This is a genomic window from Rhodococcus sp. USK10, assembly GCF_019378875.1.
Classification (GTDB): Bacteria; Actinomycetota; Actinomycetes; order Mycobacteriales; family Mycobacteriaceae; genus Rhodococcus_F; species Rhodococcus_F pseudokoreensis.
This window is the reverse complement of sequence record NZ_CP076048.1, coordinates 6,165,167-6,181,455: the sequence shown is the minus strand read 5'-3', so window position 1 is coordinate 6,181,455 and position 16,289 is coordinate 6,165,167. Positions and strand designations below refer to the sequence as shown.

Sequence of the window (16,289 nt, the reverse complement as noted above, 5' to 3'; positions counted from 1 at the left end):
TCCCATCCCGCGCAAGACCTGCGTGGGGGAATGCCGATGTAGAGACCGCGGCCGTTGCCCGATCCGGGACTACTCGCCCGCGCCGAGGGCCTCCAGCGCTTTCCGGGCGTCCTCGAGTTGCCGGCTCAGCTCGTCCACCCGCGCCGCGGCGAGGTTGCGCGCCGCCACGATGATCGACTCGACGGCCTCGATCGCCGTCTCCTCGCCCAGTTCCCGGACCGCACGCTCGACGGCGTCCGGAGACACCGGGACAGCCTTGCCGGGACGCTTGGCGCCGTGCGCGACGGTGACGCTCCAGTCGTTGTCGGCGCCGGCGTGGATGGTGACGCTGACTCCGGCCGGCACTTTCTTGGCGGTGCGTTTGGCCGGTGCGGCGGCGGGTTTCGGGACCGCGGCGGCGGCCGGCTGCGGCACCGCGACGGTCTTCGCGGCGGACGCCTTGGGAGCGGGCGGCGGACCCGGTTCGATCTCCTGGTGCACGACCGGCGCGGCGGGGGCGGACGCGGCGGCGGGCGCCGACTTGGCCGCCGGAATTCGTCTCATCAGAAGCTCCTCGGCTTCGAAGGGGAGCTCGTCGTCGACGCCCTTGGGGCGGATCAGGACCGTATTGCCTTGCACGGAGATGACTTTGGCCGAGGCTCCGGCCTCGAGCCCGAGGCTGGGCATCGCCTCGCGCAGATACACGGTGGCCCGCTTGCCTTCCGCGATCGCGGCAGCGAGGGTCTCGAGATTCTCCGCGGTCAGGTGATCCGGTGCGGCGGCGCCGGAACGTCTACGGGGCGGCATGCGCTGTCCTTTCTGGTCTGTCTCCTGGTTACGCTCGTGAGCACCGCAACTCTTGCACACCCCACCGACGGTTCCGCATCGAACGTAACGAGAGGAACGACGTGACCTCGGAAGCACCGGAAAACGGCGACGAGACGGCAACGCCGACGGAGATCTCACCGACCCTGCTCCGCGACGTTCAGGCCGATCTCGAGGAGTCGCTCCTCGGCGGGCCCCGCCGGTACACGCGGGCGGAGATCGCCGATATCGCGGGCGTATCGGTCGAGCGGGCGGACCGTCTGTGGGTGTCGATGGGGTTCGCGGTCGACATCGACCCCGACAGCGTCATGTTCACCGAGGGGGACGCCGCCGCGCTGAGGACCATCGCGTCGCTCGTCGACCGGGGGATCATCTCGCCGGAACGCGAAGTGGCGGCGGCCCGTGCTCTGGGCCAGTCGCTGTCGCGGCTCGCCGAATGGCAGGTGTCGCTGATCAGCACGCACATCGTCGATCAGCTCGCGGATTCGGCGGGCAGCGACGAGCAGGCTATCCGGGAGCAGGTGCGGGGGCTGACCGCCGAGATCCTTCCTGCGGTCGAATCGCTGCAGGCGTACGTGTGGCGCAGGCACGTCGCCTCGACCACGGGCCGCAACGTGGGCAATCCCGGTGAGGAGGTCGCGAGCCGGACCCTGGTGGTCGGGTTCGCGGACATCGTCGGGTACACGTCGCTGACGCGGCAACTCGGTGCCCGGGATCTCGCGGACCTGCTGGAACGCTTCGAGTCTGCCTCGACGACGGTGATCGGCGGGCATCAGGGGTGGGTGGTGAAAACGGTCGGCGACGAGGTGATGTTCGCCGTCGAATCGCCGGCCGATGCGGCGGAGATCGCCCTTCAACTCCAGGAGCGGGTCCTGCCGGACGAGTCGGACCCCGAACTACGGGTCGGTCTCGCGATGGGTCCGGTTCTCGTCCGGTTCGGCGACCTCTACGGTTCCGTCGTCAACACCGCGGCGAGACTCACCGGTTCGGCGCGTCCCGGCACGGTGCTGATCGACGAGGAACTCGCCCACGAACTCGACGGCGCTCCCGATTACTACCTCAAACAGCTACGCCCACGACGCGTTCGAGGAATACGCAGGCTCGAACAGTTCGTGCTGCGCCGGAACCGGGACGCCTGACGAGCGTCAGCTTCCGAAGGGAAGGGTTCCGGGCGGGATGGAGTATCCGCTGCTGCCGGCGGCGACGCCGCCCCACGCACCGAGGAGCCAGTTGAGTGCATCAGTGATCATCGAAAAACCTTCCCACACCATTCATCAGACAGGCGCGGCGTCTGGTGCCGCGCGCACTGCCACGGTAATGACGACAGCTCGAGCTGTCGACGTCATAATGCCTGAGCAGGGGGTATCTCGCGCAGCGCGGGCGGGTGGGCACCGGCTTCGACCTGGGCGGCGCGTGCCGCGAGGAAGTCGTCGACGATCTGCTCACACGCGGCGCGTCCGAGCGGGGTGAGGGTGGCGAGCCGGGTGAAGACGAGCGGTCCGAGGAGCTGGGCGAGGGCGAGGTCGTAGTCGAATCTTCCGAGGCGTTCCGCCGCCTCGGGTGTGCCGAAGACCTGGTCGAACGCCGCCCGGTACTGCGCGACGATCGTCTGCCGGAGCGTCCGCAGTTCCGGTTTGTCCGATTGGGCGGCGTCCGCGCTCGAGTAGTCGTCCAGCGCGGGGCCCATGCCCAGCCAGCACATCGCCGTCACGTTCATGGGGGCACTCTCGATGAGTTTCGCCTGACTGACCATCAACTCGACCAGCCGGTCCCGGAGGTCGCCTTCGGCGGGCACCGTCGGGGCGGGCGGAATCAGCCGCCCGAACGCCGCGGCCACCAGTTCGGTGCCGTTGTCGAAATGCCGGTAGAGCGTGGCACGAGCCACCTTCGCCAGCTTGGTGACGGCGTCGATGGTGACGGCGTCCGTGCCGCCCTTCGCGAGGAGAGTTGTCGCGGCGTCGAGAAGTCGCGCGCGCGAGCGCTGCCTGCGGGGATCCTGCTCGGTCATCTGCACCGCCCGTTCCTGCCACTGCCCGACCTCTTGTGAACTGCCAGTCTACCAACGATACTGGCAGTCTCGTTTCTTCCATGGAGGGATTCATCGTGCGCTCTCGGGACTCGGCACCACCGCAGGACACCGAACAGAGCAACGTCGTCGGCTGGACCCCGCGGCAGATCTGGATGCTCACGGTCTCGTGCTGCGCCGTCGCCCTCGTCGTCGCGGCGATGGCGGCCCTCAACACCGCGCTCCCCGACCTCGCCCGCGACACGGGTGCGACGCAGAGCCAGCTGACGTGGATCGTCGACGGCTACACCCTGACGCTGGCCGCCCTGCTGCTTCCGGCGGGCGCGCTCGGCGACCGGTACGGCAGGCGCGGGCTGCTCATGATCGGACTGCTGATCTTCGGCGCCTCCACCGCAATCCCCCTCGTCAACGACGCACCCGAGTGGATCATCGGTTCACGGGCGATGGCGGGCGTCGGCGCCGCCCTCGTCATGCCCGCCACGCTGTCGCTGCTCACCGCGGGTTTTCCGCCGGCACACCGGGGCCGGGCCGTGGGCATCTGGTCGGGTGTCGCCGGTTCCGGTGCGATCGCCGGCCTGCTGGTCTCCGGATTCCTGCTCGAGAAGTGGTCGTGGCACGCCATCTTCATCGGCCTCACCGTGGTGTCCGCGCTGATCTTCGTCACGGGCTTCACCATCTCGTCGTCCCGCGAGTCGGAGCGCCCACCGCTGGACCTTCCCGGCACCGGGCTGATCGCCGCCGCGGTCGGCCTGTTCGTCCTGGGAACCATCGAGGCGCCGCAACGCGGCTGGCTGGATCCCGTCGTGCTCGGACTGCTCGTCGGCGGACTCGCCTGCGCGGCCGCGTTCGCCCTCGTGGAACTTCGCAGAAAGCACCCCCTGCTCGACGTCCGGCTGTTCGCCAACCGCGCGTTCGGCTCGGGGTCGATGTCGCTCCTCCTGCAGTTCCTCGCCTCACTGGGCCTGTTCTTCCTGCTCGTCCAGTACCTGCAACTGGTGCTGGACTACTCCCCGTTGCAGTCGGCGCTCGCGCTCGCTCCCCTCGCCGTGCCGGTGGTGGCGATGTCCGCGGTCATGCCGATGCTCGTCCCGCACGTCGGGCTGCGACCGCTGCTCGCGTCCGGCTCTGCACTGCTCGGCCTGGGCATTCTCCTGCTGGTGCGGCTCGACGCGCATTCGAGTTACGCGGCGGTGTGCGCCCCGCTCATCGTGGCCGCGTTCGGTATCGGACTGTGCACGGCGCCCGCGACGTCTGCCATCGTGCAGAACACTCCCGACGAGAAGCAGGGTGTCGCGTCGGCCGTCAACGACACGGCGCGCGAGATCGGCTCGGCCATCGGGGTCGCGCTCGCGGGCAGCGTCCTGGCCGCGGGTTACGGCAGGCATGTGCAGCCCGCGGTCGACGCCGTTCCGGAGGCCGCGAAGGAGCCGGTGTCGAGTTCGCTGGCGGCGGCACTGCAGGTCGCCGACGTCGCGGGCCCGCAGGGTGAGCAACTTGCGACGTTCGCCCGGGATTCGTTCCTGAAGGGTTTCGACGAGGCGTCCATCGTGCTGGCCTGTGTGCTGTTCGGCGCATCGCTGCTGCTCGCGGTGTGGGCGCCCGGGCGGAAGGGGTCCGTGCCGAGGGCCGAATCGCCGCAGGAACTGGCCGAGATCGACTGAGCGGACGTTGCCCTTGTGACCGTCGTCATTGTATCGTTCAGTATCAGTAACTGAATGTCACAGTTAGTTGACCGTCTAGTCACAGATCAAGGGGTAGTGATGACCGCATCGATCGTCGTCTCCGACCGCGAAGAGACCGCCCAGCGCTTGCTGGCGTCGTCGGCACGCAAGTCCTACGACCCGATGGTCGAGGTCGACTGGGAAGCACCGATCCCCGACGACAAGTTCGGTCTCACCCCCGAGTGGAGCACGCTGTACGGCACGGCCCTGTGGGACGAGATGACCGACGAGCAGAAGATCGAACTCACCAAGCACGAGGCCGCCAGCGTCTCCAGCGTCGGACTGTGGTTCGAGATCCTTCTCATGCAGATGCTGCTGCGCGACGTGTACGGCCGCGACAAGCACTCGCGCCACGTCCAGTTCGCCCTCACCGAGGTCGCGGACGAGTGCCGCCACTCGGTGATGTTCGCCCGCGCGGGCGAACGCCTGAACATGCCGAGCTACGGACCCCACCCGGTGATCCACAAGCTCGGGCGCATCTGGGGCGGCTTCTTCCGGGGAGCCAACGCGTACGCCAGCGTGATGGCCGCCGAGGAGATCCTCGACATGATGCAGCGCGACTTCATGAAGGACGAGCGCGTGCAGCCCGTCACCCGCACGGTGAGCAAGATCCACGTCCTCGAAGAGGCCCGCCACATCCGCTTCGCCCGCGAGGAGGTCGGACGACGCATCCAGGGCGCCAGCTGGGCCCGCCTCCAGATCGAGCGGCTCAACACCGCCGCGGTCGTGTACTTCGTGATGAAGAGCATGATCCGCAAGGACGTCTACGAGAACGCCGGCCTGGACCCGAAGCGGGCCGCCGCCGAGGCCAAGAGCAACCAGCACTACAAGGACACCGTCCGGACGTCCGGTTCCAAGTTGATGCAGTTCCTCGATGGCGTCGGCCTCGTCGGCGGCCCGTCGAAGCGCCTCTACAAGAGGGTCCATCTCCTCTGAATCATGCGGGGACGTGGTCCAGGTAGGACACACCGGTCGAGGTGATCTCGAGTACGCGCGCGGACGGAATGTCGAAGAACATTCCCGCGACGCGTACTCGGCCCTCGGCCACCGCCTCACCGACGAGGGGATGGCGCCCGAGGGTTTGCACCTGGACCGCCACGTTGACCATGCCCAGTTGGTCGACCTCGTCGAATCCCAGTTCTGCTGCTGCACGCGCGACCGGGTGACCGCTGAGGAACGCCTTGCGGCTCGGCTGCGCGAACGTCAGCCACTGTTCGACGGCGCCCTCGGATCCGTCGGAATCAGCCGGTGCACTTGCCAGGACGGCCTTCATCGCGCCGCAGCCGGAGTGGCCGCACACGATCACCGAGCTGACCTCGAGTTCGTCGAGGGCGAAGGCCAGGCCCGCTTCGACGGACACGTCCTGCTTCCCGATCGGCACCAGGTTGCCCACGTTGCGCACCGTGAACAGGTCGCCGGGACCGCTGCTGGTGATCACGTTCGGCACGATGCGTGAATCGGAGCAGGTGAGGAACAGCGAGTCGGGGCGCTGCCCGTCGTGCAGGTCGTCGAGGTGCGGCTGCAGTTGAGCGGCGTTGCGCCGGTGGTACTCCGACACTCCCGCGAGGACGGGTCGCAGCGCCGCCGGTGTGGCGTTCTCCCCCGTGTCGTGGTGCCGCGGCTGCCAGCTCTTCCACGGGGCGAACCCGCGGGGGCTCGCCACCCCGACGCCGCGCCGCGGCGGCGACGCACCCACGGCGGCCATGTCGACGGGACCGAGCGCGTCGATCACGACGGTTCCGCCGTTGTTCTCGTAGTGCCGCTTCCAGTCGTCGATGGCTTCGAACATGGCGTGGTCGAGGAAGTCGACCGCCAGTTCCACGGTGACGTGTGCTCCCGCGGGCACCTTCGCGAGCAGTCCGGTCAGTGCGGGCATGGACAGGAAGCTGCACGACCCCTCGACGGTCACGCGCCACCGCCCGGAGTCCTCGGAGCCGATGGGTTCGGCGCGCATCTTGGGGTGGATGACCCGCCACAGCAGCAGGACCACCGCGAGTGCGAGACCGATGATCACGCCCTCGAGCAGGTTCAGGAACACCACACCGACCACGGTCACGCAGTACACCCACAGGTCGCCGGTGCGGCGGGCCGTGCGCAGGTGCGCCATTTTGACGAGCTGGATGCCGATCACGATGAGCAGTCCGGCGAGCGCGGACATCGGGATCTGCTCGACCAGCGCGGTGAGCAGTGCGGCGAAGACGAGAATCCAGACGCCGTGCAGCACGGCGGACGCCCGGGTCTTCGCCCCGGCGGCGACGTTGGTGGAGCTGCGCACGATGACACCGGTGACCGGCAGGCCACCGATGAGACCCGAGATCATGTTGGCCGAGCCCTGACCGACGAGTTCCCGATTGAACTCCGACCGGGTCCCGCCGTGCATCTTGTCGACGGCGACCGCGGACAGGAGGCTCTCGACGCTGGCGATCAGCGCGACCGTCAGCACCCCGGTGGCCACGGCGAGCCACGGGCCGTCGGGCATCGACGGCAGCGCCACGGCGTCGAACAGGGAGCCGTCCAACGTGATTCGATCGAGGTCGAACGGGAGGACGAGGGACAGAACGGTGGCGGCGACGACGGCGACCAGGGGCCCCGGGAGCACCTTCAGCTTGCCGGGAATCTTCTTCCAGAACAGCAGGACGACGATGACCACCGCTCCCACGAGGACGTCGGCGTAGCGGGCGGACGTCAGCTGTCCGGGCAGCTGGGTGATGTTCTCGACGGTCGAGCTGTGCGAGCTGCCGCCGAGGAGGACGTGAATCTGCTGGAGGACGATCGTGATTCCGATGCCTGCCAGCATGGCGTGGACGACGACCGGCGCGATGGCCAGGGCCGCGCGGGCAATTCTACTGAGCCCGAAGATAATTTGAAGGAATCCGGCGGCGACGGTGATCGCGCACGTGGCCTTCCAGCCGAAGGTGGCGACCAATTCCGCTACCACCACGGTCAATCCGGCGGCCGGGCCGCTGACCTGGAGTGGTGAGCCACCGACGGAACCCGCGACCACACCGCCGACGATCGCGGCGATGAGGCCCGCCATGATCGGGGCATCGGATGCGATGGCGATACCGAGTGACAGCGGCAGGGCGACGAGGAAGACGACGAGCGATGCGGGTAGGTCGTATCGCGCGTTATCTCGCCACCTTTCGCCGCGGGTCGGTCCGGGGGCGGGGGCACCGGATGGGGGTGCTTTCTCGTTCTCGAGGATCGACGACATGTCGACACCTTACGGGCGGAGACCGACGAAACGCCCGAAACGGACGCGATCCTGTGGCATGTGTCACTGTGGCAGTGCTTTTCACCCAGTTGAATCGAAAACTATTGGACAACAGTCCATTACATGAAGATTAAAGTACGTAAAGTTCACAGAGGGCGGCCTCGAATTGTGAGAAGTGCCGGTCACCGACCGAAAGTCGGTGACCGGCACTGCCCGGAAGGCCTACACGGACGTCGGCACGACGACCAGCGCCCAGACGAACATCGGAGCCGACAGTACGATCAGGCCGCAGTAGGCGAGCATCTTGCGCTGGAACCGCGCCTTGTCCTCGACCTGCGCGTTGGCGAGCACCATCACGCCGTTCGTCGAGAACGGGCTGACGTCGACCACCGTCGCGGAGAACGCCAGGGCGGCGACGAATCCCACGGCGCCCACCTCCCCCATCGCGAGCATCGGCGCGGCGAGGGGCAGCGCGATGCCGAGCGTGCCGATCGACGATCCGAACGCGGAGATGATCGCGACCGCGTAGCAGAGGATCAACGCGGTCAGCAACGGCGATCCGAGGGCCGACGCCGCGTCGCCGAGGAAGTCGAGTGTGCCGTTCTGCGTCATGACCGCCATGTAGGTGAGCATCCCGCACACGAGCACCACGGCAGGCCATGCCACGTTGTCGACGACCTTGGGGTGCGACTTGGGCGCCATCAACAGCAGGACGGCACTGATGCAGATCGAGCTGACACCGACGTCGATTCCGAACAGAACCGACCCCACGACGAGGAACCCGATGCCCGCGAGTGTCGCGAACCGGTACCTGTCCATCTTCACCGGCTTCATGCCCTCGTGACTCAGCGCTTCCTCGATCACCTCGCGATCGGTGAGCGTCGCGGTGTTCCCGCTCGGACCGCCGGCGGGGGCGCCACCACCGGACGACCGGCGTGAGGAACCGCCGAATCCGCCGCCGTCGGATGTCTCCTCGACCGGGCGCGGAGCGCGGCGCCCGATCAGGTCGAGGCCGTAGATCAGGAACAGCACGATCGCTATGGCCAGGTTGAGGACGAACGGCAGTGCGAACAGGACGAGCGGATTCGCCCCGACGCCGGTGGAGTCCATCAGTCCGTTGATGAACGCGCCGTAGAGGTTGATGGGCGAGAACGCACAGGCCAGGGCGCCGTGGCTAATGACCATGCCCATCAGGAACGGGTTGATCCTGTTCTTGGCCGCGAGGGGCATCGCGATGGGGGCGAGCATCCCGACCGCGAGCACGGACCCGAGTGCCATCAGCAGCCCGGACAGCAGGAACATCATCCACAGGATCGCCCACCGCCTGCCGCGCACGAGGCGCAGCGAGGCCTCGATGACGAGATCGATGGTCCCGTTCGTCTTCGCTATGGCGAACAGCAGCGTGATGCCGCCGACGATGATGAACGTGCTGCCGGGGAAGGCGTCGATGATGTCCTCGACCGGAATCCCGGACACCCAGCCGCCGATGACGAATGCTCCGGCGAACGCGAGGATGCCCATGTTGATCGGGGTGAGTGTCGCCACGGTGAAGATCGCGATCAGAGCGACGATGGAGATTGCGTAGACCATGATCGGCCTTTCGGGGTGAGTTCGCAGGTCACACTGCGGAGAGGGGCCGAGCTTGGGCCAGAGCAAGTTTCACGGTGTCGACGGCGAGGCCGAGGGCCTGCTGATCGATTCCCGTGTCGATGTCGTGCGCGTGGAGGTGCGCGACCAGTTCCTCGGTGGCGAGGTTGCCGTGGGCGCCCGGCGCGAACGGGCAGCCGCCGTACCCTCCGATGGCGCTGTCGAAGTGCGTGATGCCGAGGTGCCGGTGCGCGGCGATCACGGTGCCGAGGGCCTGCCCGTGCGCGTTGTGGAGGTGCAGGCTCAGTTCGATGTCGGGGAGGGCGTCGCGCACCGCCCCGACCGATGCGAGCACCTGCTCGGTGGTGGCCGTTCCCAGGGTGTCGGCCAGCCCGAGCCTGCGTACACCCATCGCGGCCATCGCGCGCGCCACCCGCACCAGCGCGGCGGGGGCGATGATGCCCTCGAACGGGCAGACGAATGCGGTCGACACACCTCCGAGGAAACTCCGGTCCGGGTACTTCTGCAATGCCTCGGCGAGTCCGGTCAGCGCCTCGTCCGGATTCCGGCCCGTGTTCGCAGTGCTGTGCCCGGCGCTGGCGGACGTCACGACCTGGATCTCGTCGATGCCGGTCGCGGCGGCACGGTGCACCCCACGCGGGTTGAGTGCGAGTGCGCTGTAGGTGACCGACGGATCGGTGCGGGGCAGCCGGGCGATGACGTCGTCGGCGTCCGCCATCTGCGGGACGCGTGTGGGCGAAACGAACGATGCCGCCTCGATGTGCTTCACGCCTGCGGCGACGAGGGCGTCCGCGACGGCGATCTTGCGGTCGGTGGAGACGACCGCGTCCTCGTCCTGCAGTCCGTCCCGCAGCACGACATCCGTTATGGTGACTGTCATTTCACTTCTCCGATTCAGACGATGTTGCGGGCGCGGTAGTCGTCGAGCTGGTCGCCCGACAGCTGGAGCAGTCCGCCGAGGATCTCGTCGGTGTGCTCACCCAGCTCCGGTCCGGCCCAGCGGATCTGCGTGGGTTCGCCGTCGAGCTGCGGGACGACCCCGGGGAACCGGACCTCTTCGGGCTCGCCGTCGACGGTCACCTTCAGGCTCTGCAGCATGCCGCGGGCGTTGTAGTGCTCGTCCTGCGCGATCTGCACCGCGTCGTACACCTCGCCGACGGGCACGCCGGCGGCGCCGAGTTCGGCGACCACGTCGCGGGGGCGCCGCTGCGAAGTCCACGAGGAGATCGCGTCGTCGAGTTCGGCCTCACGCCGGAATCGCTGATCCCCGTCGGCCAGTTCGGGATCGTCGGCGAGATCGCCCCGTCCCACGGCCCGCATCAGCCGCCCGAACACGCCGCTCGAGTTGCCGGCGATCATCACGGAGCCTCCATCGCACGGATAGACACCGCTCGGTACCACGCCGGGCAGGTTGCCTGCGGTCCGCTCGCGGACCATGCCGTACGCGTCGTAGTCGGGAACGAGCGATTCCATCGCCATGAACACCGATTCGTACAGCGCCACGTCCGCCACCCGCGGCGCCGAATGATCGCCCTGTCTCGCCTTGGCCAGCAACATGATCAGGGCGCCGATCGCGCCGTGCAGCCCGGCGAGGGTGTCGGCGATGGGGGCTGCAGCCCGGACGGATTGGCGGTCCGGGTAGCCGGTGACGTGCCGCAGCCCGCCGAAGGCCTCTGCGACACCGCCGAATCCCGTGCGCTCCCGGTACGGGCCGGTCTGCCCGTAGCCGGAGATCCGCACGAGGACGATGTCGGGGTTGGCGGCAGTCAGCTGGTCGGGGCCGATTCCCCACCGCTCGAGCGTTCCCGGCCGGAAGTTCTCGATGACGACGTCCGACTTGGCGGCGAGGTCGAGGATGATCGCGCGGCCCTCGTCCGTCCGGAGGTCGAGGGTGACGGAACGCTTGTTGCGGGCGATGGTGCGGAACATCATCGACGTCGCGCCGCGACGGCGGCGCCAGCCCCGCAGTTCGTCGCCGACGCCCGGCCGCTCGATCTTGACGACCTCGGCGCCGAAGTCGGCGAAGATGCGGCTCGCCATCGGCGCTGCGATGAAGTTGCCGAGTTCCAGCACACGGATGCCGTGCAGTGGGCCGTTCTCTGGGACCTGCATGTGAGAGTTCTCCCTCGTCGATCTGTACCGGATGTCGCCGGGAGCCCTACCTGCGTATTCTCATTATTTGGCAGTTAACTTCCCGTCTGATAAGAATGACGGTAGTGGTAGCAGTCACAATTGGCAATGCCCGGAGTCCGCGCCACCCGACAATGGACGACGGAACGCTGCGAAATGCAGCACGAATCCGCTGCTCGACAGGAGGAGAACACGGTGAGAGAACCACACGTCGTTGCGATCAACGGACGTTCGCCGCGCGCGGAGAAGACCGCGTGGGTCGCGCCTACCGCGGCGGTGATCGGCGCCGCGACCCTCGGTGCAGAGACCAGCGTCTGGTACGGCGCCGTGCTGCGGGCCGATTGCGATTCCATCACCCTCGGCGAGGGCAGCAACATCCAGGACGGTGTGGCCGTTCACGTCGACCCCGGTTTCCCCGTGGTCGTCGGCCGGGACGTCAGCGTGGGGCACAACGCCGTCCTGCACGGCTGCACCGTGGAGGACGGCGCCCTGGTGGGCATGGGCGCCACCGTTCTCAACGGCGCGGTGATCGGCACGCAGTCGCTGATCGCGGCCGGCGCGCTGGTCCTCGAAGGAACCCGGGTTCCGCCGCGCTCACTCGTCGCCGGCGTGCCCGCGAAGGTCCGCCGGGAACTGACCGACGACGAGGTGGCCCACAATGCCGCCAACGCGGCCGTCTACCGCCGACTGGCGCAGCAACATCGATCGGCGGACGTCACCTCGTTCGACACCGCCTGAGCGGGTCAGTCGCCGGGAACGGACTTCTCGATCTGCCGCGCAGCAGCGACGACTGCGCGGCCCATCCGAGAACCCAGGTTCTCGCCCATGCGCCCCTCGGGGCCCGACACACACACGGCGGCCACGATCTCGCCGTGCCGGCGAACCGGTGCGCTGATGGACGCGGATCCCGGTGTTCGTTCCGAAATCGACACCCACCAACCCGATTTCACCGCTTCGGGGTCGGCCTCCCAGTCGCCGGACAGCACGTGCCCACTCGACCCCTGCGGAAGCGGCACCAATGTTCCGACCGGCAGCGCGACCCGCAGTTCGTGCTGCGAGTCGACGCTGGCCGCACACAGCCGCGACTCGCCCCGCCGCACCCACAGCTGAGCGGATTCCCCTGTCTTCTCCGCTAATTCGCGCAGAGCCGGGACCGCGAGATCACTCAGCGCCGTCGTGACGAAACGCTGACCGAGGTAGAAACGGCCTTCCGGATCCTTCCGGAGGAGGCCGTGCTTGACCATGTCCGTTGCCAGCCGGTACGTGGTCGACAGGGACAGGTCCAGTTCGCGGGCGAGATCGCTCGCGCCCATCGGGCTCGACTCCACGACATCGAGGATCGCCACCGCGCGAGCGAGCACTCCGACGCCGATCTCACTCCGCGCATCCATCGCAGTCCATTTCTATTGCCCCATTGAAGTATTCAGATTGTATAGGAAAGCGGGGGCGGGGCCGCTCTCATCTGTCGATGCGGCTAGATGGCCGGGTCCCGGTTGACGACCGGGCCGGCGGCCGGTTACCTCTGTGTCAGGCATTCGCCGCTTCCCCGGTGCGCAGTCGCACTCCCCTTCTCCGTATCCGAAAACCGTTGCAAGGAAAGGCACCATCATGACGATCGAGCAGACTCTCACCGACAAGGAACGCCTGGCAGGTCTCGACCTCGGCCAGCTCGAGCAGCTGGTCGGGCTCGTCGAATACGACGGCACCCGCGACCCGTTCCCGGTCAGCGGCTGGGACGCCGTCGTCTGGGTGGTCGGCAACGCCACCCAGACCGCCCACTACTTCCAGTCCGCGTTCGGGATGACCCTCGTCGCCTACTCCGGACCCACCACCGGCAACCGCGACCACCACAGCTTCGTCCTCGAATCCGGCGCCGTCCGCTTCGTGATCAACGGCGCCGTCGACCCCCAGAGCCCGCTGATCGAGCACCACCGCACCCACGGCGACGGCGTCGTCGACATCGCCCTCGCCGTCCCCGACGTCGACAAGTGCATCGCCCACGCCCGCGCCCAGGGCGCCACCGTCCTGGACGAACCCCACGACGTGACCGACGAGCACGGCACCGTCCGGATCGCGGCGATCGCCACCTACGGCGACACCCGCCACACCCTCGTCGACCGCAGCCGCTACACCGGCCCCTACCTGCCCGGCTACCAGCCGCGCACCTCGTCGCACACCCGACGGGACGGCGCCCCCAAGCGCCTGTTCCAGGCCCTCGACCACGTCGTCGGCAACGTCGAACTCGGCAAGATGGACCACTGGGTCGACTTCTACAACCGGGTCATGGGCTTTACGAACATGGCCGAATTCGTCGGCGAGGACATCGCCACCGACTACTCCGCCCTGATGAGCAAGGTCGTCTCCAACGGCAACCACCGCGTCAAGTTCCCCCTCAACGAACCCGCCATCGCCAAGAAACGCTCCCAGATCGACGAATACCTCGACTTCTACGGCGGCCCCGGCGCCCAGCACCTGGCCCTGGCCACCAACGACATCCTCACCGCCGTGGACCAGCTCACCGCCGAGGGGGTCGAATTCCTGGCCACCCCGGACTCCTACTACCAGGACCCCGAACTGCGGGCCCGGATCGGCAACGTCCGCGCCCCGATCGAGGAACTGCAGAAACGCGGCATCCTCGTCGACCGCGACGAAGACGGCTACCTGCTGCAGATCTTCACCAAACCCCTCGTCGACCGGCCCACCGTGTTCTTCGAACTCATCGAACGCCACGGCTCCCTCGGCTTCGGCATCGGCAACTTCAAAGCCCTCTTCGAAGCCATCGAACGCGAACAAGCCGCCCGCGGAAACTTCTGAGAGTCAGCGCACCCGCGGGATCTTGCGGGTGCTGACGGCGATGCGATTCCACGCATTGATCGTGAGCACCAGCGAGATGAGCTGAGCCAGTTCGGTCTCGTCGAAATGCTCCTCCGCCTCCTCGTACACCGCGTCCGGGACGAAGCCGTCGGTCAGCACGGTGATCGACTCGGCGAGGGCGAGCGCGGCGCGCTCCTTGCCGGTGTACAGGCCGTGCATTTCCTCCCACGCGCCGAGCAGGAACAGCTTCTGTTCGCCGATGCCGATCTTGCGGGCATCGGCGGTGTGCATGTCGATGCACCACGCGCAGTGGTTGATCTGGGAGCACCGGGTGAGCACCAGTTCGACGAGTTCCGGGTCGAGGCCCTGCCGGGCGGCGGCGTCGAGGGCGATCATCGCCTTGTAGACGGCGGGGGCCTTGCGTGCGAGGTCGACTCGGGTCTTGCGCTCTGTTGTGGTCATAGGAGAACAGTAGGCGCGAAATAGCCCATCTCCATGGTTCAATTTAGGCATGCAATCTTGGGCCAATTCGGGTCTGGGCCGCGACCTCCATCTCGACCTGCCCGCCGGTGGACGGTCTTCCGGGGTGCGCGCCACGCTGGTGTCCGCGCTGCGCGAGTCGATTCGCTCGGGACGGCTCGTCGCGGGTACCACTCTCCCGCCGTCCCGCGCGCTGGCCCTCGACCTCGGCGTCGCCCGCAACACCGTCGCCGAGGCGTACTCCGAACTCGTCGCGGAGGGGTGGCTCACGGCGCGGCAGGGATCGGGCACTCGGGTCGCCGATCGGGCAGGCGAGCCCGCCCACCGCTCGCACACTCGCTCGGCGGCCGCACCCCGGCCCGCGTGGAGTCTGCTGCCCGGTTCGCCCGACGTCGCGGAGTTTCCCCGCTCCGCCTGGATGGCGTCGGCGCGCCGGGCGCTCACCGCGGCACCCCACGATGCGTTCGGTCCGGGCGACCCGCGGGGCCGCCCCGAACTGCGCCGCGCGGTCGCCGAATACCTCTCCCGCGCACGAGGGGTCCGCACCGATCCCGATCGCATCGTGGTCAGTGCGAGTTCGGGGCACGGACTGTGGTTGCTCGCCCGCGCCGTGCAGGGACCGGTCGCCGTCGAAGGGTACGGGCTGCACTTTCATCGCGAACTGCTCGGCGACGCCGGCGCCGTCACCGTGCCCCTGCACCTCGACGCCCACGGCGCGCAGCCCCCGGGCGCGACGGGCACGCGCCTGTCCGCGGCGCTGCTCACCCCGGCCCACCAGTTCCCCACGGGAGGTCCGCTCCACCCGAGCAGGAGAACGGCTTTCGTGGAATGGGCGCGCACGACCGGTGGGATCGTGATCGAGGACGACTACGACGGAGAGTTCCGGTACGACCGCCAGCCCGTCGGCGCCCTGCAGGGTCTGGCCCCCGAACAGGTGGCGTACCTGGGCACCGTGAGCAAGACCCTGTCTCCCGCGATCCGGGTGGGGTGGATGGTGTTGCCGGAACACCTGATCGACGACGTCCTGAGGGTCAAGGGCGTGTACGAGCGGTGGGTCAGCGCGACGGACCAGCTGACCCTGGCGGACTTCATCGAGCGGGGCGGATTCGACCGGCACGTCCGCAGGATGCGCACCCTGTACCGCCGCCGGCGCGACACCCTCGTCGAGACGCTCGCCGCGCGGGCACCGCACGTGCACGTCACCGGCATCGCGGCCGGTCTGCACGCCGTCCTCGAACTTCCGGCCGGGACCGAGGCGGCCACCCTCGGCCGGGCCGCGGCTCTCGGTCTCGCGGTGGAGGGCCTGCGCACGTTCCGTCATCCGGACGGTCCCGCGGACCGGCCGGACGGGCTCGTCGTCGGCTACAGCACGCCGTCGTCCGCCCGCTTCGCCGCCACGCTCGACGCCCTGTGCCGCGCGCTGCCCACTCCGTGAGCAGAATTTCCTATGGGACTGGTCGGAATGCGTGTCGTGCGGTTACAGTCTGATCCG

The 16,289-nt window shown here is 68.2% G+C and carries 14 protein-coding genes; 6 read left to right on the top strand and 8 right to left on the bottom strand.

Annotated features, from left to right (window positions below):
- Positions 1-69: 69 nt before the first annotated feature.
- Complete coding sequence (locus I1A62_RS35635; RefSeq protein ID WP_124395043.1) at positions 70-786, bottom strand: DUF6319 family protein; 717 nt, start codon at positions 784-786, stop codon at positions 70-72.
- Positions 787-887: 101 nt separating this feature from the next.
- Here I1A62_RS35635 and I1A62_RS35630 point away from each other — a divergent pair, with 101 nt between their 5' ends.
- Positions 888-1,943 carry an adenylate/guanylate cyclase domain-containing protein gene (locus I1A62_RS35630; RefSeq protein WP_219456926.1) on the top strand — a complete coding sequence of 352 codons (1,056 nt, stop codon included), beginning with the start codon at positions 888-890 and terminating at the stop codon, positions 1,941-1,943.
- 203 nt (positions 1,944-2,146) lie between these two features.
- Here the strand turns inward: I1A62_RS35630 and I1A62_RS35625 are convergent, their stop codons facing one another.
- On the bottom strand, positions 2,147-2,818 hold the full coding sequence (locus I1A62_RS35625) for a TetR/AcrR family transcriptional regulator (protein WP_219456925.1): 672 nt from the start codon (positions 2,816-2,818) through the stop codon (positions 2,147-2,149).
- 89 nt (positions 2,819-2,907) lie between these two features.
- Between I1A62_RS35625 and I1A62_RS35620 the strand changes: the two genes are divergently transcribed.
- A complete protein-coding gene (locus tag I1A62_RS35620) occupies positions 2,908-4,491 on the top strand; it encodes an MFS transporter (protein ID WP_219456923.1) in 1,584 nt (527 codons plus the stop codon).
- Between the two features lie 99 nt (positions 4,492-4,590).
- Positions 4,591-5,487 carry a diiron oxygenase gene (locus I1A62_RS35615; RefSeq protein ID WP_124395039.1) on the top strand — a complete coding sequence of 299 codons (897 nt, stop codon included), beginning with the start codon at positions 4,591-4,593 and terminating at the stop codon, positions 5,485-5,487.
- A gap of 1 nt (position 5,488) precedes the next feature.
- Here I1A62_RS35615 and I1A62_RS35610 read toward each other — a convergent pair whose 3' ends face one another.
- From I1A62_RS35610 to I1A62_RS35595, 4 genes are all read right to left on the bottom strand, one after another.
- Positions 5,489-7,765, bottom strand: a complete 2,277-nt coding sequence (locus I1A62_RS35610; RefSeq protein WP_219456922.1) for a SulP family inorganic anion transporter — start codon at positions 7,763-7,765, stop codon at positions 5,489-5,491.
- Positions 7,766-7,987: 222 nt separating this feature from the next.
- Entirely contained in the window at positions 7,988-9,355 is a 1,368-nt protein-coding gene (locus tag I1A62_RS35605; protein ID WP_124395037.1) for an SLC13 family permease, read from the bottom strand.
- Positions 9,356-9,383: 28 nt separating this feature from the next.
- Complete coding sequence (locus I1A62_RS35600; protein ID WP_219456920.1) at positions 9,384-10,253, bottom strand: hydroxymethylglutaryl-CoA lyase; 870 nt, start codon at positions 10,251-10,253, stop codon at positions 9,384-9,386.
- Positions 10,254-10,267: 14 nt separating this feature from the next.
- The gene (locus tag I1A62_RS35595) at positions 10,268-11,485 is read right to left on the bottom strand and encodes a CaiB/BaiF CoA-transferase family protein (protein WP_219456919.1); all 1,218 of its coding nucleotides are present in this window, start codon (positions 11,483-11,485) and stop codon (positions 10,268-10,270) included.
- Between the two features lie 213 nt (positions 11,486-11,698).
- Here I1A62_RS35595 and I1A62_RS35590 point away from each other — a divergent pair, with 213 nt between their 5' ends.
- Positions 11,699-12,241 (top strand): gamma carbonic anhydrase family protein, encoded by a 543-nt coding sequence (locus tag I1A62_RS35590; RefSeq protein ID WP_219456918.1) that lies wholly within the window; start codon positions 11,699-11,701, stop codon positions 12,239-12,241.
- A 5-nt stretch (positions 12,242-12,246) separates the two neighbouring features.
- On the opposite strand, the gene I1A62_RS35585 is transcribed toward I1A62_RS35590, so the two are convergent.
- On the bottom strand, positions 12,247-12,894 hold the full coding sequence (locus tag I1A62_RS35585) for an IclR family transcriptional regulator (protein WP_219456917.1): 648 nt from the start codon (positions 12,892-12,894) through the stop codon (positions 12,247-12,249).
- Between the two features lie 217 nt (positions 12,895-13,111).
- On the opposite strand from I1A62_RS35585, the gene hppD reads away from it, so the two are divergent.
- Positions 13,112-14,317 carry a 4-hydroxyphenylpyruvate dioxygenase gene (gene hppD, locus I1A62_RS35580; protein ID WP_219456916.1) on the top strand — a complete coding sequence of 402 codons (1,206 nt, stop codon included), beginning with the start codon at positions 13,112-13,114 and terminating at the stop codon, positions 14,315-14,317.
- A gap of 3 nt (positions 14,318-14,320) precedes the next feature.
- Here hppD and I1A62_RS35575 read toward each other — a convergent pair whose 3' ends face one another.
- On the bottom strand, positions 14,321-14,779 hold the full coding sequence (locus I1A62_RS35575) for a carboxymuconolactone decarboxylase family protein (RefSeq protein ID WP_219456915.1): 459 nt from the start codon (positions 14,777-14,779) through the stop codon (positions 14,321-14,323).
- A gap of 49 nt (positions 14,780-14,828) precedes the next feature.
- Between I1A62_RS35575 and I1A62_RS35570 the strand changes: the two genes are divergently transcribed.
- Positions 14,829-16,232, top strand: a complete 1,404-nt coding sequence (locus I1A62_RS35570) for a PLP-dependent aminotransferase family protein (protein ID WP_219456914.1) — start codon at positions 14,829-14,831, stop codon at positions 16,230-16,232.
- Positions 16,233-16,289 lie beyond the last annotated feature (57 nt).

Excerpts from the sequence above, each read along its gene's own strand:
- I1A62_RS35635 (WP_124395043.1), bottom strand. The coding sequence starts at position 786 with ATGCCGCCCCGTAGACGTTCCGGCGCCGCCGCACCGGATCACCTGACC.
- I1A62_RS35605 (WP_124395037.1), bottom strand. The coding sequence starts at position 9,355 with ATGGTCTACGCAATCTCCATCGTCGCTCTGATCGCGATCTTCACCGTG.
- I1A62_RS35575 (WP_219456915.1), bottom strand. The coding sequence starts at position 14,779 with ATGACCACAACAGAGCGCAAGACCCGAGTCGACCTCGCACGCAAGGCC.
- I1A62_RS35570 (WP_219456914.1), top strand. The coding sequence starts at position 14,829 with ATGCAATCTTGGGCCAATTCGGGTCTGGGCCGCGACCTCCATCTCGAC.
- I1A62_RS35615 (WP_124395039.1), top strand. The coding sequence starts at position 4,591 with ATGACCGCATCGATCGTCGTCTCCGACCGCGAAGAGACCGCCCAGCGC.
- I1A62_RS35600 (WP_219456920.1), bottom strand. The coding sequence starts at position 10,253 with ATGACAGTCACCATAACGGATGTCGTGCTGCGGGACGGACTGCAGGAC.
- hppD (WP_219456916.1), top strand. The coding sequence starts at position 13,112 with ATGACGATCGAGCAGACTCTCACCGACAAGGAACGCCTGGCAGGTCTC.
- I1A62_RS35610 (WP_219456922.1), bottom strand. The coding sequence starts at position 7,765 with ATGTCGTCGATCCTCGAGAACGAGAAAGCACCCCCATCCGGTGCCCCC.
- I1A62_RS35585 (WP_219456917.1), bottom strand. The coding sequence starts at position 12,894 with ATGGATGCGCGGAGTGAGATCGGCGTCGGAGTGCTCGCTCGCGCGGTG.
- I1A62_RS35595 (WP_219456919.1), bottom strand. The coding sequence starts at position 11,485 with ATGCAGGTCCCAGAGAACGGCCCACTGCACGGCATCCGTGTGCTGGAA.